At 65.4% G+C, this 16,902-nt stretch carries 19 protein-coding genes; 12 read left to right on the top strand and 7 right to left on the bottom strand.

What is annotated here, in order from left to right; genetic code table 11:
* Window positions 1-40: 40 nt before the first annotated feature.
* On the top strand, window positions 41-973 hold the full coding sequence (locus B9Y86_RS07335) for a hypothetical protein (RefSeq protein WP_139824795.1): 933 nt from the start codon (window positions 41-43) through the stop codon (window positions 971-973).
* An 89-nt stretch (window positions 974-1,062) separates the two neighbouring features.
* Here the strand turns inward: B9Y86_RS07335 and sufU are convergent, their stop codons facing one another.
* Both sufU and B9Y86_RS07325 read right to left on the bottom strand, forming a co-directional pair.
* Window positions 1,063-1,506 carry a Fe-S cluster assembly sulfur transfer protein SufU gene (sufU, locus tag B9Y86_RS07330; protein ID WP_217809181.1) on the bottom strand — a complete coding sequence of 148 codons (444 nt, stop codon included), beginning with the start codon at window positions 1,504-1,506 and terminating at the stop codon, window positions 1,063-1,065.
* Entirely contained in the window at window positions 1,503-2,852 is a 1,350-nt protein-coding gene (locus B9Y86_RS07325) for an aminotransferase class V-fold PLP-dependent enzyme (RefSeq protein WP_085484514.1), read from the bottom strand. The genes sufU and B9Y86_RS07325 overlap by 4 nt, the downstream gene beginning before the upstream one ends.
* A gap of 157 nt (window positions 2,853-3,009) precedes the next feature.
* Between B9Y86_RS07325 and purL the strand changes: the two genes are divergently transcribed.
* From purL to B9Y86_RS17525, 6 genes are all read left to right on the top strand, one after another.
* Entirely contained in the window at window positions 3,010-5,334 is a 2,325-nt protein-coding gene (gene purL / locus B9Y86_RS07320) for a phosphoribosylformylglycinamidine synthase subunit PurL (protein ID WP_244894674.1), read from the top strand.
* 252 nt (window positions 5,335-5,586) lie between these two features.
* The gene (locus tag B9Y86_RS07315; protein WP_176223296.1) at window positions 5,587-6,489 is read left to right on the top strand and encodes a hypothetical protein; all 903 of its coding nucleotides are present in this window, start codon (window positions 5,587-5,589) and stop codon (window positions 6,487-6,489) included.
* 140 nt (window positions 6,490-6,629) lie between these two features.
* Complete coding sequence (locus B9Y86_RS07310) at window positions 6,630-7,634, top strand: WXG100 family type VII secretion target (protein ID WP_085484507.1); 1,005 nt, start codon at window positions 6,630-6,632, stop codon at window positions 7,632-7,634.
* 28 nt (window positions 7,635-7,662) lie between these two features.
* Window positions 7,663-8,310, top strand: a complete 648-nt coding sequence (locus B9Y86_RS07305) for a hypothetical protein (protein WP_085484505.1) — start codon at window positions 7,663-7,665, stop codon at window positions 8,308-8,310.
* Window positions 8,307-8,738 (top strand): hypothetical protein, encoded by a 432-nt coding sequence (locus B9Y86_RS07300; protein WP_085484503.1) that lies wholly within the window; start codon window positions 8,307-8,309, stop codon window positions 8,736-8,738. The genes B9Y86_RS07305 and B9Y86_RS07300 overlap by 4 nt, the downstream gene beginning before the upstream one ends.
* A gap of 30 nt (window positions 8,739-8,768) precedes the next feature.
* The gene (locus B9Y86_RS17525; protein ID WP_176223295.1) at window positions 8,769-8,906 is read left to right on the top strand and encodes a hypothetical protein; all 138 of its coding nucleotides are present in this window, start codon (window positions 8,769-8,771) and stop codon (window positions 8,904-8,906) included.
* A gap of 9 nt (window positions 8,907-8,915) precedes the next feature.
* Here B9Y86_RS17525 and B9Y86_RS07295 read toward each other — a convergent pair whose 3' ends face one another.
* The 4 genes from B9Y86_RS07295 to B9Y86_RS07280 form a co-directional block, all read right to left on the bottom strand.
* Complete coding sequence (locus tag B9Y86_RS07295) at window positions 8,916-9,230, bottom strand: chorismate mutase (RefSeq protein ID WP_085484501.1); 315 nt, start codon at window positions 9,228-9,230, stop codon at window positions 8,916-8,918.
* Window positions 9,231-9,333: 103 nt separating this feature from the next.
* Complete coding sequence (locus tag B9Y86_RS07290; protein WP_085484499.1) at window positions 9,334-9,756, bottom strand: organic hydroperoxide resistance protein; 423 nt, start codon at window positions 9,754-9,756, stop codon at window positions 9,334-9,336.
* A gap of 62 nt (window positions 9,757-9,818) precedes the next feature.
* Window positions 9,819-10,433, bottom strand: coding sequence for a GNAT family N-acetyltransferase (locus B9Y86_RS07285; RefSeq protein ID WP_228515659.1), 615 nt, complete (start codon window positions 10,431-10,433; stop codon window positions 9,819-9,821).
* 38 nt (window positions 10,434-10,471) lie between these two features.
* Window positions 10,472-11,758 carry an adenylosuccinate synthase gene (locus B9Y86_RS07280; protein WP_085484495.1) on the bottom strand — a complete coding sequence of 429 codons (1,287 nt, stop codon included), beginning with the start codon at window positions 11,756-11,758 and terminating at the stop codon, window positions 10,472-10,474.
* 145 nt (window positions 11,759-11,903) lie between these two features.
* On the opposite strand from B9Y86_RS07280, the gene B9Y86_RS07275 reads away from it, so the two are divergent.
* The gene (locus B9Y86_RS07275; protein WP_139824794.1) at window positions 11,904-12,542 is read left to right on the top strand and encodes a Pr6Pr family membrane protein; all 639 of its coding nucleotides are present in this window, start codon (window positions 11,904-11,906) and stop codon (window positions 12,540-12,542) included.
* On the opposite strand, the gene B9Y86_RS07270 is transcribed toward B9Y86_RS07275, so the two are convergent.
* Window positions 12,533-13,018: a DUF3151 domain-containing protein gene (locus B9Y86_RS07270; protein WP_085484490.1), complete on the bottom strand. Its 486-nt coding sequence runs from the start codon at window positions 13,016-13,018 to the stop codon at window positions 12,533-12,535. The two genes, B9Y86_RS07275 and B9Y86_RS07270, sit on opposite strands and share 10 nt — an antisense overlap.
* A gap of 60 nt (window positions 13,019-13,078) precedes the next feature.
* Between B9Y86_RS07270 and B9Y86_RS07265 the strand changes: the two genes are divergently transcribed.
* Genes B9Y86_RS07265 through B9Y86_RS07250 form a run of 4 tightly spaced genes read left to right on the top strand, consistent with a single transcriptional unit; the run spans window position 13,079 to window position 16,888 of the window.
* Window positions 13,079-13,351 carry a thioredoxin family protein gene (locus B9Y86_RS07265; protein ID WP_085484488.1) on the top strand — a complete coding sequence of 91 codons (273 nt, stop codon included), beginning with the start codon at window positions 13,079-13,081 and terminating at the stop codon, window positions 13,349-13,351.
* Between the two features lie 53 nt (window positions 13,352-13,404).
* Window positions 13,405-14,103 (top strand): TetR/AcrR family transcriptional regulator, encoded by a 699-nt coding sequence (locus B9Y86_RS07260; protein WP_085484486.1) that lies wholly within the window; start codon window positions 13,405-13,407, stop codon window positions 14,101-14,103.
* Window positions 14,100-14,885 carry a hypothetical protein gene (locus B9Y86_RS07255; protein ID WP_085484484.1) on the top strand — a complete coding sequence of 262 codons (786 nt, stop codon included), beginning with the start codon at window positions 14,100-14,102 and terminating at the stop codon, window positions 14,883-14,885. Before B9Y86_RS07260 ends, B9Y86_RS07255 begins: the two co-directional genes overlap by 4 nt.
* On the top strand, window positions 14,882-16,888 hold the full coding sequence (locus tag B9Y86_RS07250) for a YhgE/Pip domain-containing protein (RefSeq protein WP_085484482.1): 2,007 nt from the start codon (window positions 14,882-14,884) through the stop codon (window positions 16,886-16,888). Before B9Y86_RS07255 ends, B9Y86_RS07250 begins: the two co-directional genes overlap by 4 nt.
* Window positions 16,889-16,902: the final 14 nt, after the last annotated feature.

Genomic DNA, 16,902 nt, shown 5'->3' with positions numbered 1-16,902 from the left:
ACGCGCGCGGGCCCCAGGCCAGAGGATGCATCATGTCGGGATGCCTCGTCGTGTCCCTCTCCCTCGAGAGTTCTTGCGGAAGCCCTTCGCTGTCGGTGATGCTCGCGCGGCCGGCGTAGGCGAAGGACGACTACGAGGCAAGGATCTCGAACGCCCCTTTCACGGAGTGCGCTCCTCCGGTGGTTCGCGCGACACACTTCTCTCTTTCTGCCGCGCCTACGAACCGAGGCTCGGCGCCGGTCAGTTCTTCAGTCACTGGACCGCGGCTCAGCTGTGGCGCGCGCCGCTTCCCTACGAGTTCGATCCGACCGAGAACCTGCACGTCGCCACAAGAGCTCCTCACCGCGCGCCGAGATCTCGCTTCATCACCGGGCATCAGGTCACCGATCCGCTCGCGTCGGTGCGGCTCCGATTCGGGCTCCCGACGGCCGACCCCGCGACCACCTGGCTGCAGCTCGCTCGTACCCTCGGTGAAGCAAACCTCGTAGCCGTAGCAGACCATCTCGTGCTCACGCCGGTCTATCCCGAACCGACGGAGCTCCGACCGTACGTCACTCTGGACGAGCTGAGCAGCAGGGTCGCCGCGTACAGCGGACCCGGCAGCAGAAGGGCTGCGGCGGCCCTCGAACGGGTGCGGCTCGGAGTCGAGTCGAGGCCCGAGACCCTCGTGCGCTTGATGATCGTCGATGCGGGCATGCCCGAACCCGAGATCAATCCCGAGGTGTGGAGCGACGACGGCGAATGGCTCGGTCGCGGCGACATGGTTTTGCGTCGTTGGAAGGTGCTCGTCGAGTACGACGGTGACCAACACCGCACGAACACGGCGCAGTACGAGAAGGACATGGCTCGGCGCGAGCGTTTTCGTCAAGCGCACTGGAATGGCGTGTACATACGCAAGCGAGGCCTACGTTATCCCGCCGAAACCGTGGAGCGAGTGCGCACGGCCCTGCTCCGCGCGGGATGGCGCCCGTGAGCGCGGGTCACGCGCATCCATGTGTCACGAATCGACCAAACCGGGCAGATTTGGGTCGATATTCGACCAGCGGATGCCCTCCGGCAGGCTCAGGCGGCGGGGCTCTTCGCCAGAGCGTCTTCGAGCGCGACCCAGGCGAGCATCGCGCACTTGACGCGTGCGATGTAGCGCGAGACACCACCGAGAACGACCGCATCACCCAGCAGTTCTTCGTCACCCTCGAGCGTGCCCTTCGAGCGCATCAGCTCACGGAAAGCGTCGATGCGTTCCTGCACGGCAGCCCGGTCGAGATCGACGATCACGTCTGACAGCAACGAGGCCGACGCCTGCGAGATGGCGCAGCCGTGGCCCTCCCAGCTGAGCGACGTGATGGTGTCGCCCTGCGAATGGATGCGCAGGGTCACCTCGTCGCCGCACGTCGGGTTGAGCTGGTGCGACTCGGCCGATCCGCCCTCACGCAGCCCGTGATTGTGCGGGGTGCGCGAGTGATCCATGATGACCTCCTGGTAGAGGCTCTCCAACGAACTGCTCACAGCTGACTTCCTTGTGGGTATTGGGTCGGCACGACGCCGAAGAATGCGGTGACGCCGCGCACGCCCTCGAGAAACGCGTCGACCTCGGCCGGCGTGTTGTAGAGGTAGGCACTCGCGCGCGTCGAGGCGGTGACGCCGAAGCGACGGTGCAGGGGCTGGGCGCAGTGGTGCCCGACTCGCACCGCGATGCCGAGGTCGTCGAGATACTGACCCACGTCGTGCGCGTGCACCCCCTCGACGACGAAGCTCGCGAGACCGGCCCGCTCGACGCCCGGGCCGGGGCCGAGCACGGTGATTCCCGGAATGGACTCGAGTCCCTCGACGAGACGCTGCCCGAGGGCCGCCTCCCAGTCGTGGACGCGCTGCATGCCCACCTGAGAGAGGTAGTCGACGGCGGCACCGAACGCGATGACCTGCGACACCCGCTGGGTGCCGGCCTCGAAGCGCTGCGGCGCTGGCAGGTACTCGGCCTTCTCGAGCGTGACCGTGGTGATCATCGAGCCGCCTGTGAGAAAAGGAGGCATGGCGTCGAGCAGCTCGCCGCGCCCGTACAGAACTCCGATGCCGGTGGGACCGAGCATCTTGTGGGCCGAGAACACGGCGAAGTCGACGCCCAACGCACCCAGGTCGAGCGGGCGATGCGGGGCCGACTGGCAGGCATCCAGAAGCACGAGCGCGCCGACGGCGTGCGCCAGAGCCACGAGCCGCTCGACGGGATTGATGACGCCCGTGACGTTCGACACGTGGGTGAAGGCGAGGATACGCGTGCGTGATCCGATGATCTCTTCGGCGGCGACCATCTGCAGTTGGCCGTCGTCGTCGATAGGGATCACCCGAAGAGTGGCCCCCGTGCGAGCCGCGAGTTCCTGCCAGGGAATGAGGTTGGCGTGATGCTCGCCCTCTGTGGTGACGATCTCATCGCCGGGGCCGAGCACGAATCGCGACGACGCGGGCGCTCCTCGACCCAGGCTCGCGTTCGAGAACGCGTAGGCCACGAGGTTGATGGCCTCCGTCGCATTCGACGTCCATACGATCTCGTTCTCGCGCGCACCCACGAAGTCGGCGACCCTGGCGCGGGCGCCCTCGAAGCTCTCGGTCGCCTCGGCCGCGAGGGTGTGCGCTCCGCGGTGAACAGCCGAGTTGCGGTGCAGCAGATAGTCGCGCTCGGCATCCAGAACCTGCAGCGGGCGCTGAGAGGTCGCGCCCGAGTCGAGGTAGGCAAGCGGATGCCCGTTCACGGTCTCGTCGAGAATCGGGAAGTCGGCGCGCATCCTGTCGACTTCGGCCAGAGTCAGCGGCGCGGATTCCGCGCCGGATGCGAGCGAGGATGCGTCGGTGACAGTCATGAAGGCGGGTCAACTTTCACTGGTTCGGGAGATGGCGCGGGCAAGCCCAACGTCTAACGCTACTTCGTCAGAGCAAACCCCGCCCCGGGCCGCAGCATTCCCGGGACAGATAGGATTGAGGCGCTCACCGCCTGCCCCACTAAGGAGCCTTTTCCGCGTGTCTGAATCCGCTGCCGTCACTTCCGCCCGCGCCGCCGCCGATACCGTGCAGAACGCGATCGACACTCCAGACCGGGAACAGCCGTACGCGGCCCTCGGCATGAAGCCCGATGAATACGCCAAGGTGCGCGAGATCCTGGGTCGCCGCCCCACCTCGGGCGAGCTCGCCATGTACTCGGTCATGTGGAGTGAGCACTGCTCGTACAAGAGCAGCAAGATCTACCTGCGGCAGTTCGGCGAGAAGGTGTCGCCCAAGATGAAGCAGAACCTCATGGTCGGCATGGGCGAGAACGCCGGAGTCGTCGACGTGGGCGAGGGCTGGGCGGTCACATTCAAGATCGAGAGCCACAACCACCCCAGCTACATCGAGCCGTTCCAGGGCGCCGCGACCGGCGTCGGCGGCATCGTGCGCGACATCATCTCGATGGGCGCGCGCCCTGTCGCGGTCATGGATGCGTTGCGCTTCGGCGACATCTCAGACCCCGACACGGCTCGCGTCGTGCACGGCGTGGTCTCGGGCATCTCGTTCTACGGAAACTGCCTGGGCCTGCCGAACATCGGTGGAGAGACCTGGTTCGACCCGGTGTACCAGGGCAACCCGCTCGTGAACGCTCTCAGCGTGGGCGTGCTGCGCCACGAAGACCTGCACCTCGCGAACGCGCGCGGCGTGGGCAACAAGGTCGTGCTCTTCGGAGCCCGCACCGGCGGCGACGGCATCGGCGGAGCATCCATTCTGGCTTCTGACACGTTCTCTGCCGGCGGCCCCACCAAGCGCCCGGCCGTTCAGGTCGGCGACCCCTTTGCCGAGAAGGTGCTCATCGAGTGCTGCCTCGAACTGTTCCGCGAGAAGCTCGTCGAGGGCATCCAAGACCTGGGAGCCGCGGGCATCTCGTGCGCGACCAGCGAGCTCGCCTCCAACGGCGACGGCGGCATGTTCATCGAGCTCGAGAAGGTTCTGCTGCGCGACCCCTCGCTCACCGCGGAAGAGATTCTGATGTCGGAGAGCCAGGAGCGCATGATGGCCGTCGTGACCCCCGAGAAGCTCGAAGGCTTCTTGAAGGTCGTCGAGAAGTGGGACGTCGAGACCAGCGTTCTCGGCGAGGTCACCGACACGGGCCGTCTGATCATCAACTGGCACGGCGAGGAGATCGTCAACGTCGAGCCGCGCACCGTCGCCGTCGACGGCCCGGTCTACACCCGCCCCGTCGCCTACCCGAGCTGGATCGACGCACTGCAGGCCGATACCGCCGCCACGCTCCCCCGCGCCACGACATCGGACGAGCTGCGCGACCAGCTGCTGCGCCTGCTGGGATCGCCGAACCTCGCAGACCCGAGCTGGATCACCAACCAGTACGACCGCTACGTGCTCGGCAACACGGCACTCAGCTTCCCCGACGACGGCGGCATGATTCGCGTCGACGAGGAGTCGGGCCTCGGTTTCGCGATCGCTACGGATGCCAATGGCCGGTACTGCCAGCTCGACCCGTACCAGGGCGCGCAGCTGGCCCTGGCCGAGGCGTACCGCAACGTCGCCGCGACCGGCGCGACCCCCGTCGCCGTCTCCGACTGCCTCAACTTCGGTTCTCCCGAAGACCCCGAGGTCATGTGGCAGTTCTCGAAGGCCGTCGAAGGCCTCGCCGATGGCTGCCTCGAACTCGAGATCCCCGTCACCGGCGGCAACGTCTCGTTCTACAACCAGACCGGAACCAAGCCGATCCACCCGACTCCGGTGGTCGCCATTCTCGGCGTGATCGACGACGTGGCCAAGCGCATCCCTAGCGGTTGGCAAGACGAGGGCAACAACATCTACCTGCTCGGCACCACGACCGAGGAGTTCGACGGCTCGGCCTGGGCCGGCGTCGTGCACGACCACCTCGGCGGCCGTCCGCCCGCGGTCTCGCTGCCGAACGAGGCGACACTCGCCGGCCTGCTCGCCGCGGGCGCCCAGCAGTCGATCATCGCCTCGGCGCACGATCTGAGCGACGGCGGTCTCGCGACCGCACTCGTCGAGAGCGTCATGCGCTTCGGCGTTGGCGCGCGCGTCTTCCTCGACGAGCTGATGCTGCGCGACGGAGTCGACATCACGACAGCACTCTTCTCCGAGACCACGGGGCGCGTGCTCGTCAGCGTTCCACGCGAAGACGACGTGAAGTTCATCGGCCTGTGCGACGGTCGCGGCTACCCGGTGATCCGGGTCGGCGTGACCGACTCGACCGAGCCGGGCATCAGCATTCAGGGCCAGTTCGACGTGTCGCTCGACGAGCTGCGCGGAACGCACCGGGCAACGCTGCAGCAGCACTTCGGCGACGTCGTCGGCTACTGAGGCGCTAGCGGAGAGGCGATGCTTCTCCGCGAGCGCGATCAAACGCCTCTCGTTCGTTTGAGACACGGTGTCCTCATTTCGGTGCGACGTCCTTCAACCCCTGCGATACCGTGAATCGGATAGCTCGGTGATGCAGAACTGACGGACGAGGCATGAGAACGTCGAGATCTCAGAGCGGCACTCTGCGTGCGTGGGATCGGTGCGCTCGCAAGTGCGGGGCTGCTCCTTTCCGCGCTGAGCGGATGCGCGTTGTTGCCATCGAGTGACGCGCAAGGCGCTGCGCAGGCTTACCTCGATGCACTCAGTAGTGGCGACGGAAAGGCCGCGCAGGCGCTCGAGTCGGATCCCGACGCGTCTGCGACCGCGGCCGAAAGGCTTGACGACGCGACCCTGCGCATTGCCGATGCCCACGCCAGTGTGTCCGGACGACTCGCATCCATCAGTTACAGTCTCGGCGGCACAAAAGTTGAGGCGAGGTTCACCATGTCGCAGCAGGGTGGCGAGTGGAAGGTCGACGACACGCTGGCCCAGCCCCTCGAGCTGCCGACCGGCGCCGGGTGGGACTTCACGGTGGGCGGCACCGCTGCCCCTGCGGGCGGCCTCTCGCTGTATCCCGGAGAGTATGCCCTGACCGGCCCGGAAACGGATCTGTTCACCACCGCGTCGCAGATCGAGGTGTCGTCGAACACCTCAGATAAGAGAGCATCCCTCGAACAGGTCCTCGCACCGACCCCCGCTTTCGAAGACCTGGTCGAAAACGCCGTCTCGCGCGACTTCGACCTCTGCGCGAGCGGAGAGGCGGTCGCTCCCCTGAACTGCCGTCTTCCAGAAGTGCCCGACGGTTTCCCCGCAATGGCGCGCAGCTCAGATGTCGTGACCATCACGTCATCGCCCACCAGGAGCGACAGCGGGTCTTTTGCACTCGGTCCGATGTCGTCCGACTCGTCGGCAGGGGGCGAGACCCAGCTCATCGGGTTCTACGAGCTGCTCGATGGAGACCTCGGGGTTTCGCGCACGATCACGTACAGCCAGGCCCCCGACGGCAGCGGCCCGCTGTCACGCACGACGACAGCGTCGGATGAGGCGTCGCTGCTCGTCACCCTGCGACCAGACGGAACCGTGGTGTCTGTGGATGTGGGCCGTTCGGGCTTGTGAGCGGCGTCTGCTCGCCTCACCGACGAGGTCATGCTGATGGCCGCGTGACGGCATGGGGAGTTCTCCCCATCGAGTTCCATAAAGACCGCCGATAGCCTGAACCGACAACAACACGTTCGAATTCAGCACGGAGGATCACGATGGCACAAGGGTTCTACGGCGCCGATCCCGAACAGCTCAGGGCGCTGGCGAAGCAATTCTCGTCGGGCTCGAACCAGATCCGCTCATCTCTTGAGACGGTGTCGTCTCTGGTCAACTCCACGCAAAGCTGGCAGGGCCCCGACGCCGGCGCATTTCAGCAGCGGTGGAACTCTCAGGTCAAGCAGCTCGGCAACACGGTCGTGCACGCGCTGGAGCTCGGTTCGACCACGCTCATCAAGAACGCAGACGAGCAGACTGCGACGAGCCAGGTCGATGGTGGAGCGGGCGGCAACGGCGGACCTGGCGGCAATGGCAGCGATAAAGGTCCTGGGCCAGGCACACCGAAATCGCCGAGCGATCCCGGATTCTTCGAACCGGGATCATCGTTCCGCGATGCTTGGAGCAAGTACGGGAATCTGACGACCTACGCGGATCTGTGGAAAGTCGCCCGAGGAACCACCGATTGGGGATTCCGCGGGTTGCCGATGTTCGCCGGAAACACCGCTCCATACCGACTGCTGGACTCGATGGCCGACGTCATCAAGTTAGACAACCTCAACAAGTACATTCCAGCCCTCAACATTTCGGACGATGTCCTCAACTCCAGCACGGGGCTGATGGGGGTGAAGAACGGGGTCCTCAACTTCGTGGGCGAAGGCGGCCTGGGGAAGGGCCTCGGCGCACTGGGCGTGGGCCTCGACGCGTACGACGCGGTCACCAGCGCCGCCAAGGGTGAATACGGTGACGCCGCCTGGTCCGCGACCAAAGCAGCCCTAGGGGCAGCCTCGTTCCTTCCTCCTCCCGCCGGCACCGTAGCCGGGGTGGTGAGCCTCGGAATCGCTGTCTACGAGATCCCCGCCGTGAAAGAGTTCGTCGACAATGGAGCGAAAGCCGTGGCCGACACGGTCTCGAACGCCGTGAAAGACCCAGGCAAGTTCGCGAACGACGTCGCAAACAATTTGAAGGATGCGGGGGAAGGCGTGAAGAACTTCCTCGGTTTGTAAGCTCTAACTCCCCCGAAAGGACTAATTGATGACTGACCAGACCGCGGAGAAGACCGCCGACGCCATCGGTTTCGGCTACGCCGAGATCGCCTACCTACTCAAGCGCATGTCGACCCCCGAATCCGAGATGAGCGCACGAGTACTACGTCTCACGGAAGAGATGCAATCCGATGTTCTTCCGGTCGCTGGAGCATCCTCCCTCCTGGGCCGAGGCTTTGCCACGGTCGTCGACGAAGAGATCGAGGTTGAAGAGGCGGCACTGCCCGTCGCGTACGCCCTCGGACGCGCCACCCTGTGGACCGAGATCACTCTCATCCACGATGAGATCGCCGACACCGTCGTGCACGTAGAGTCTGACCCGGTCAGCCTGCTGATGCAGCCGCGCACTTTGCTCACCTGGTTCGTCTTCGCGCAAGATCCCGATGTATCCGGCCCGAACGCCGAACTCGAAATCCTGCAGGAGCACGTGCGACAGTATCCGGAAGGTACAGCGATGCTGCGTGCCCGCGTAGATGGGGCGGAGTCGCTTCTGCTTGTGCGACCGGATGGCGCGAACTGGGCCGTCGGTACTGTCACCGAGGGCGACCCCGACGTGATGGAACGTATCGGCCTTACCGACCTCGAGTTGCGTGACGCGATTGCGGAACTCCGCAACACCTTGACCCCGTTGTCGTGACCGATGAACAGCCCCGGCCCCGCCGCGGATATTATGCGCGCCTTTCCGAGGAAGATGCCGCCGCCCGTGGGCTGACTCTCGAGGAGTATGGCGTCTACAAGGGGAGAAAAGGCAGCCTGGTTCTTCCTGTGAACTCTGCGGGTGGACTACTCGCTCTGTCGATCATCCTCACCGCGGCCGCCGTTGGTGTCGGTGTACTCTTAGCGATAATTGCGGCCCAAGATGCCGGCCTCCTACCTGCGCCGGAGAAATCCACGCCGTGGGAGCCCTACATGTGGGTCACCTACATTGGATTCCTGGCGTTCCCCATCTTCTCCTGGGTCTACTACGCCAAGGAGCGTCGCGCGCAGAAGTTGCGGATAGCGCGGGGACTACCCCGTACGCTCCGCAACCGAGACACCGTGGTGCCCCAGCGAGGCCACTCATGAGAGAGTATCTCGAGAGAAAGAGACCCACACATGCCCTTTGAACTTGCCCAGACCGGATTGCCCGTCTCGACCTACATCGTGCTCGGACTCGTGGTGCTGCTCGTGGGAGCAGCGCTCTTCATCGTGGCCCGCGCTCTGCGCCGCCACAACAAGAACAATCAGTTCTAGGCTGCGCGCCTACTCAGCCTCTCCGGCTATACGCCGGTGGTGGTGGATGACCTCGGCCACAATGAAGTTCAAGAATTTCTCGGCGAGGTCGGGGTCGAGGTGAGACTCCTCGGCCAGAGCGCGCAGGCGCTTGATCTGACGCGCCTCGCGATCGAGATCTGCCGGCGGCAGTCCGTTCGCGGCCTTGAGCTCGCCCACACCCTGCGTGAACTTGAACCGCTCGGCGAGAAGGTGGATCAGGGCCGCATCGATGTTGTCGATCGACTGCCTGATGGCTTCGAGCTTGCGGAGGGCATCGTCGGGTGCGGCGGCGGTGTCAGACATAACCAGAACTTTAGCGACTTAAGCACGTACGTTCCCTGAGCCTGTCGAAGAGATGCTCTTCGACAGGCTCAGGGAACGACGGGATTGCTATTCGACGGGGTTGCTATTCGACGATGTTGAGAACGACGGGCACGTTGCCGTTAATCGCCTTCGAGTAGGGGCAGATATCGCGGTGGGCGGTTTCGGCGATGGTACGAGCCTCGTCGGCCGTGACGTTCGGAATGTAGATGTCGAGCTCGGCAGCGATCTCGAAGCCGGTGTCGGCGCTCGGACCGATCGAGACGCTGGCTGAGACTGCGGCATCTTTGGTGTCGAGCTTCATCTCACGCCCCACGGCGTGAACAGCACCGAGGAAGCAGGCCGAGTAGCCGGCGGCGAAGAGCTGCTCGGGGTTCGTACCCTCGCCGCTTCCACCCATCTCGACAGGGGGCCTGGTGTCGAAATCGAGTCGGTCGTCTTCGCTTCGAACGTGGCCATCGCGGCCACCGCCGGATGCGTGGGCAATTGCAGTGTAGAGAGCGTCCATGAAGACAAGTCCACCATGAAACGGCGCCGGATGCAGCGTCATACAATGTGTCTTTGCAGGGACTATTGTGCGCTCTGCCGAAGCTCGACCGGTCGCCCGCCCTGGCTGTCGAGACGCTCTTCGAGACGCCGCCTGATGCCCGGCCACTCGCTGCTCAGGATCGAGAAGATGGCGGAGTCGCGCCACGCTCCGTCTGCTCGACGCATGTCGTGGCGGGCGACACCCTCGAACGTCGCACCGAGCTTCTGGATCGCCGCGCGCGATCGAGTGTTCAACACGTCGGCCTGGATCTTGACGCGCTCGAATCCACTATCGAAGGCCGAGCCGAGAATCAGCAGCTTCGCCTCGGCGTTCACCACCGTTCCCCACACCCGCGGGTCGTAGGCGGTCCAACCGAGGTGCGCGTAGCCCAGCGACACATCGAAGTCGCCGAGCGTCGACGTGCCGACCAGCAGCCCGTCGTGCGGCCCGCCGACGAGGCGCACCGCGTGCACATTCGCGGCATCCCACGCGTAATACGACTCGGCGAACTCGGTGAAGCCCTCGAGCGTGTCGCGGTAGGCGGCGGGCCCGCCGCCGTAGCCGCCGGCGAAGATCTGCGGATGCCCGATGGCCGCGAACAGCTCCGGCACGAGTTGCCGGGTCAGCGGCTCGAGCGAGACGAAACGCCCCTCCAAGACGCCACCGAAGGGCGGCCGCGTGCACCGCACCGTCGCTACTCGAGCAGGTCGTGGCGCACGACGATCTCGTCGCGACCCGGGCCGACTCCGATGGCGGAGATGCGGGCGTTGCTCATCTTCTCGATGGCCAGCACGTAGTTCTGCGCGTTGATCGGCAGGTCGGAGAACTCACGGGCACCCGTGATGTCTTCGCTCCAGCCGGGGAACTCTTCGTAGATCGGCACGGCGTGGTGGAAGTCGGACTGCGAGACGGGAACCTCGTCGACGCGGACTCCATCGACGTCGTAGGCGACGCAGACGGGGATCTTCTCGAGACCGGTGAGCACGTCGAGCTTGGTCAGCACGAAGTCGGTGACGCCGTTGATGCGAGCGCTGTAACGCGCGATAGGCGCGTCGTACCAGCCGCAGCGGCGGGGGCGCCCGGTCGTGGTGCCGAACTCGAAGCCCTGCGAACGCAGGAACTCGCCCGACTCGTCGAAGAGCTCAGTGGGGAACGGTCCGGCGCCGACGCGGGTCGTGTAGGCCTTGACCACGGCGATGACGCGGTCGATGCGGTTCGGAGCGACGCCCGAACCGGTGGCCGCGCCGCCCGACGTGGCATTCGACGACGTGACGAACGGGTACGTGCCGTGGTCGACATCCAGCATCGTCGCCTGGCCGCCCTCGAACAGAACGGTCTTGCCCTCGTCGAGCGCGCGGTTGAGTACGAGCGACGTGTCGGCGACCATCGGCCGAAGACGGTCTGTGTAGCTCAGCAGGTCGTCGATGACCTCGTCGGCCGTGATCGCGCGACGGTTGTAGACCTTGACCAGAATGTGGTTCTTGAGATCGAGCGCTCCTTCGACCTTCTGACGCAGGATGCCCTCGTCGAACAGGTCTTGGATGCGAATGCCGACGCGGTTGATCTTGTCGGCGTAGCTCGGGCCGATGCCGCGACCGGTCGTGCCGATCTGCTTCTTGCCGAGAAAGCGCTCGGTGACCTTGTCGAGCGTGCGGTGATAGGCCGTGATGACATGGGCGTTGGCCGAGACCAGCAGCTTCGACACATCGACGCCTCGGGCGGCGAGGGCTTCGAGCTCGTGGAAGAGCACCTCGATGTCGACGACGACGCCATTCGAGATGACGGGCGTGACGCCGGGGCTCAGGATGCCTGACGGCAGCAGGTGCAAGGCGTATTTCTTGTCGCCGACGACCACGGTGTGGCCGGCATTGTTGCCGCCGTTGAACTTGACGACGTAGTCGACCCGGTCGCCGAGGAGGTCGGTGGCCTTGCCCTTGCCCTCGTCGCCCCACTGGGCGCCGATGAGAACGATCGCTGGCATGAATGTGTCCTATCGGTCAGAAGCCTCGGTGTCGAGGAGTGGCCGGAACCCGCTAAGAGATTCCACCCCATAGTAACTCCAGGCGGATGTCTGAGACTTCGCCGACAAGGCCAACCCGCATTCTGGTCTGCTACGAATCGATATCATGAGCAGAAGAGTTGTGGGTGCCGTGCGCCTTCTTGCCGGCATCGGTTTGTTGGCGACCATCGTCATCCAGATCAACGACCGGGTGGTGAACAACGCCTTCGATCCGTGGGAGTACTTCAGCTACTTCACCATCGAGACCTCGTTGATGAACATCGTCGTCTTCATCGTCGGAGGCATTCTCGCGCTCCGAGTGTCGCGCGACACGGAACTCTTCACCACCGTTCGGATGGCGACGCTCACCTACGCGATCATCACGGCGGGCGTCTACAACCTGCTGCTGCGCAACGTGCCGTACAACGGATTCCAAGGACTCAGCTGGCCGAACGAGGTCATCCACGTCTGGATCCCGATTCTCATCGTTCTCGATTGGCTCATCTCGCCCGGTCGCCCGGCGTTGAGTTGGCGCACACTGCGGATCGTCATGATCTACCCGGTTGCCTGGCTCGCGTATTCACTGCTGCGCGGCGCCGTATCGAACGGCATCTACCCGTACCCGTTCCTCGACCCGGCCACCGCCGGATGGGGCAGCGCGATCGCTTATATCGTGGCGCTGAGCATCGTTCTGCTGGGACTGGCCGCACTCGCGATCGTCTACAGCAGGCGCGTGGGACGAGAAGCGATCCGGCGTCAGTCTTGACCGCGAATGATGATGGCCTCGGTCACCGGCTGATCGTTGACGGGCCGGATCGTCGCCTCGATGGCGTCGATCGCTCGGGGATCTGACATCTGCAGGAAGTCTCCGAGCCGCTTGACCTCGTCGACCTCACCGAATGCCTCCGCAGCGCGACGCAGCGTGTAGAGCGACAGAAGCACCCCGCGGTTGGGCTCGTGCGACCAGGGAACCGGCCCCTGCCCACGCCAGCCGCCCTTGCGGAGCGCGTCGAGGCCGCGGTGGTAGCCGACCCGCGCGTACGCGTAGGAGGGCAGAACCGCTCCGACCGCCCACAGCTCCTCAGCTAACAGCGCCCACAGCAGTGACGAGGTGGGGAACCGCTTGACCAGTTCGCCGAGATCTGCCGCCGTCGCGGGAGAACGCTCCGCGAGCGCCTCCATAACAGCCGTGTCTTCAGAAAGGAGTGTCTCGGGCAGGCCGAGGAGGTTGTCGCCGCTCATAACTCGATGGTACGCCAGGGTCGTCGGGAATCCCGGGGCCCGAATACCGTTGCACTCTGTATGCCGCTCTCCGTACACCTCTACAGCTCGAGCTTCTGTGGCGCGTGCACACAGACCCGAAGCGTTCTCGAGCAGGTGCAGCCCCTCGTGGGTGAGCGCGTCGAGTTCAGCGAGTCGAACGTGGCATCGAGCCCCGACGACGCCGAACGGGCGAACATCGTCGCGACCCCGACCGTCGTGGTTCGCGACGAATCGGGTGCGGAGCTCGCCCGAGCATCCGGCGTGCCGACAGCCGACCAGGTGCTGACCCTGCTCGCCCGCCACCTCGGCTAACCGTCACATGTCGATAACTTGCACATGAGTGTGCAAGTTATTAGAATCGACCAGTGACCAACACCAGCACCTCACCTCATCGAGCCGCTCGCGCCCCTCGGCGCGACGCCGCCGAGAACAGAATCGCTATTCTCGACGCCGCGATCTCCGAGCTCAATCACAACCCGGATGCGTCGCTCGAGACGATCGCATCGGCCGCCGGTCTGTCGCGACGCTCGATCTATGGGCACTTCAGCACTCGCGACGAGCTCGTCGCGGAGTTAAACGATCGCGGCATCGCCCGGGTCACCGCGGCGCTCGCTCCCATCCGGCATGACGACGCGCGCGTGGCACTCGCCCTCGTCGGGGCTCGCCTCTGGAGCGAGGTCGAGGACGTGCGCGTGACCGCCCAACTCGCGATCCGCGGACCACGCCGAGAGATCGTGGCCGAAGGGCTCGATCCCGTTCGCCGGGGAGTTCTCGCCATCGTCGAGCAGGGTGTCGCCGCGGGCCAGCTGCGCACCGACATCGAGCCGCGCACACTGGCTCGACTCATCGAGGGCGCTGCCCTCTCGGTGCTCGACGAGGCTGTTCGCGACGACATCTCTCACGGAGAGGGCCACCGCCTCGTCATTCTCGTGGCGCTCAGCACCGCCGGTCTGTCGTGGCGCGAGGCGGCCGAACTCATCGACGCCTCGCCCGAGCTCGCCCTCGAGGCGCAGCCCCCAGCATCCAGCCGCCTTTCAGAACGTTCAGCAGGAGCCAGACCATGAGAATCGACCTCATCGACGTGACCGCGGGTGAGGGCGCTGATGCGCTCCCCGCGACGACCGTCGGTTTCGAAAGCGGCTCCGTCACCCTCGTGGCGACGGAGACTGCACAGCGACCGACACTGCTCGCGCTCATCGCGAGCGGGCGCATGGTGCCCGAGCAGGGCTCGGTGACCCGCGACCCCGAGATGAGCGATGACGAGCTGCGCGCATCCGTGGCTGTCGTCGACGCCCCCGATATCTCAGAGCCGGCCAGCGGTCTGCGTCTCGATGGCATCGTGCAGGAGGAGCTGATGTTCGCCGAGATGCCATCGTCGTCGAAGGCCGTTCTCGAGACGCTCGACACCCTCGGCGCCCGCGAATTCGCCCGCATGCCCATCGAACACGTGCCCGCCACCGTTCGACTGCACGTGCTGGCCGAGCTGGCCGCCATGCGCGACAACGTGGAGGCCCTTGTGCTCACCTCTCCCGATCGACACGGTGGCCACCCGCTCGAGTGGTACCCGATCGCCGAAGGCCTGGCCGAGCGCGGCTACGCGGTGCTAGTGATCGCGGGCGCGGCCTCGGTGGCACTGCTCGACGCGGCGCTCGCCGAACCCGAGGCGACGGTGGCACCGAAACATGTGCTGCCTGAATCGCCCGTTGCCGACGTGATCGAAGAACCCGACGTGATCGAAGAACCCGACGTGATCGATGAACCCGACGTGATCGAAGAACCCGAAATTACCGAAGAACCCGAGATCGTAGAAGAGCTCGACGTCGTAGAAGAAGAAGACACGAAATGACCATCGTCACGCTCGTCCGCGCGGAACTGCGCAGACTCACCTCCTCGAAGATGGGAATCCTGGCGCTCATCGCGCTGATGTGCGTTCCCATCATCTACGCCGGTCTCTACCTCTGGGGCAACAACGACCCCTACGGCAATCTGAAAGATGTGCCCGTGGGCCTCGTCGTCGAAGACACGGGCGCCAAGCAGACCGATGCCGACGGAACCGCGTCGACCGTGAACTACGGCGATGAGGTGCGCGACGAGCTGCTGAAAGACAACAGCGTCAAGTGGATCGAGGCTACGTCGGCCGAGGCGAAGACCGGGGTCAGCGACGGCACGTTCGACTTCGTGCTCACCCTGGGCAAGGACTTCTCGACCGACCTCACGTCGCCCACCACCACGTCACCGAAGCAGGCGTCGGTCGAGCTCACCACGAACGATACGAACAGCTTCCTGGCCACCACGATCGCCGGAAACGTCGCGGAGAAGGTGCGCTCGTCGATCGCCGAGAAGGTCGGAAAAGAGGCCGCACTCAAGTTCCTCGATGGTTTCGCAGACGTGGGTACCAGCCTCGAGACCGCCATCGACGGAGCGAACCAGCTCGCCGACGGCACGACGACGGCCGCGAACGGATCGGCCCAGCTCGCTGCTGGCGCCGCTTCCGCGAACGACGGGGCGCAGCAACTCGCGACCGGCGCGTCACAGGCGAACACGGGCGCCTCCGACCTCAGCACCGGATTGCAGCAGCTGGCGAACGCGACGTCGACCCTGCCTGCAGACACGGAAGCGCTGAATACCGGTGCCCAGCAGGTGGCAGCGGGCAACGCAGAGCTCGCAACCACGGGAGCGACCTACGCCGCCCAAGCGAACACCATCGCAACGGACCTGCCGCAGACGAAGGCTAAGCTCACCGACCAGGTGGCGAAGCTCGTCCAAGACAAGGTCATCACCCAGCAACAGGCAGACGAGCTGCTCGCGGCCCTCGACCCGATCGGGCAGCAGGTCGTCGACGCCAACACGAAGATCCAAGATCTGAACGGCAAGCTCGCCGCCCTCGCCTCCGGAAGTCAGCAGGTAGCCGACGGCACGGCGACTCTCGCGGCCTCGGCTCCGACCCTGGCCGGGGGAATCTCCGACGCGTCGGCAGGCGCATCCACGCTGGCCGACGGAACCCAGCAGCTCGCCGACGGCAGCGCTACCCTCGCGGCTGGCACTCCCGCCCTCGCATCGGGCGCCGCCGATCTGCAGACCGGCATCCTGAAGCTCGACGACGGGGCGCACAAGCTGTCGACCGGGCTCACGGAGGGACTCGGCAAGCTTCCCATCGAGACAGCCGCGCAGCGTGAGAAGAGCGCCTCGGTCATCTCCGACCCGGCCGCGATCAACACGAGCGCGGTCACCAAGGCGAGCACCTACGGCGCGGGAATGGCGCCGTTCTTCATCAGCCTTGCAGCCTGGATCGGCATCTACGCCCTGTTCCTCATCATCAAGCCGCTGTCGAAGCGCGCGCTCACGGCGCTCCGCAAGCCCGGTCGGGTGACCGCCGCAGGCCTCATGACCCCCGGCATCCTCGGCGCCGTTCAGATGATCGCCGTGTTCGGCATCGTCACTCTCGCCCTCGGGTACCAGGTGGCGAACCCGCTGGGCATGCTCGGATTCATGATCGTGACCTCGGTGACGTATGCAGCGATCATTCTCGCGCTCAACGTGTGGCTGGGCAGCGTCGGTCAGTTCTTGGGGCTCGTGCTGATGGTGCTGCAACTCGTCACCGCCGGCGGCACGTTCCCGTGGCAGACCTTGCCTGGCCCGCTTGCCGCGTTGCACCATGCGCTGCCGATGGGATACGCGGTCGACGGCATCCGGCAGCTCATGTACGGCGGCAACCTCGCGCTGGCGTGGGCCGACGTGGCCGTACTGCTCGCGTTCATGCTCGGAGCGCTCGCCCTGTCGTGGATCGGCGCACGTCGAATGACGAGAACGCGCACTCTGAGAGACCTGCGCCCGTCGCTGATCGGCTGACGCCGCCCGTTCTC

Origin of the sequence: Agreia pratensis, assembly GCF_900177685.1 — a bacterium.
GTDB lineage: Bacteria > Actinomycetota > Actinomycetes > Actinomycetales > Microbacteriaceae > Agreia > Agreia pratensis.
This window is presented reverse-complemented; position numbering and strand designations above follow the sequence as displayed.

Coding starts and splice junctions, on each gene's coding strand:
- B9Y86_RS07335 (WP_139824795.1), top strand. CDS start 41: ATGCCTCGTCGTGTCCCTCTCCCTCGAGAGTTCTTGCGGAAGCCCTTC.
- B9Y86_RS07325 (WP_085484514.1), bottom strand. CDS start 2,852: ATGACTGTCACCGACGCATCCTCGCTCGCATCCGGCGCGGAATCCGCG.
- B9Y86_RS07310 (WP_085484507.1), top strand. CDS start 6,630: ATGGCACAAGGGTTCTACGGCGCCGATCCCGAACAGCTCAGGGCGCTG.
- B9Y86_RS07305 (WP_085484505.1), top strand. CDS start 7,663: ATGACTGACCAGACCGCGGAGAAGACCGCCGACGCCATCGGTTTCGGC.
- B9Y86_RS17525 (WP_176223295.1), top strand. CDS start 8,769: ATGCCCTTTGAACTTGCCCAGACCGGATTGCCCGTCTCGACCTACATC.
- B9Y86_RS07295 (WP_085484501.1), bottom strand. CDS start 9,230: ATGTCTGACACCGCCGCCGCACCCGACGATGCCCTCCGCAAGCTCGAA.
- B9Y86_RS07290 (WP_085484499.1), bottom strand. CDS start 9,756: ATGGACGCTCTCTACACTGCAATTGCCCACGCATCCGGCGGTGGCCGC.
- B9Y86_RS07280 (WP_085484495.1), bottom strand. CDS start 11,758: ATGCCAGCGATCGTTCTCATCGGCGCCCAGTGGGGCGACGAGGGCAAG.
- B9Y86_RS07275 (WP_139824794.1), top strand. CDS start 11,904: ATGAGCAGAAGAGTTGTGGGTGCCGTGCGCCTTCTTGCCGGCATCGGT.
- B9Y86_RS07270 (WP_085484490.1), bottom strand. CDS start 13,018: ATGAGCGGCGACAACCTCCTCGGCCTGCCCGAGACACTCCTTTCTGAA.
- B9Y86_RS07265 (WP_085484488.1), top strand. CDS start 13,079: ATGCCGCTCTCCGTACACCTCTACAGCTCGAGCTTCTGTGGCGCGTGC.
- B9Y86_RS07255 (WP_085484484.1), top strand. CDS start 14,100: ATGAGAATCGACCTCATCGACGTGACCGCGGGTGAGGGCGCTGATGCG.
- B9Y86_RS07250 (WP_085484482.1), top strand. CDS start 14,882: ATGACCATCGTCACGCTCGTCCGCGCGGAACTGCGCAGACTCACCTCC.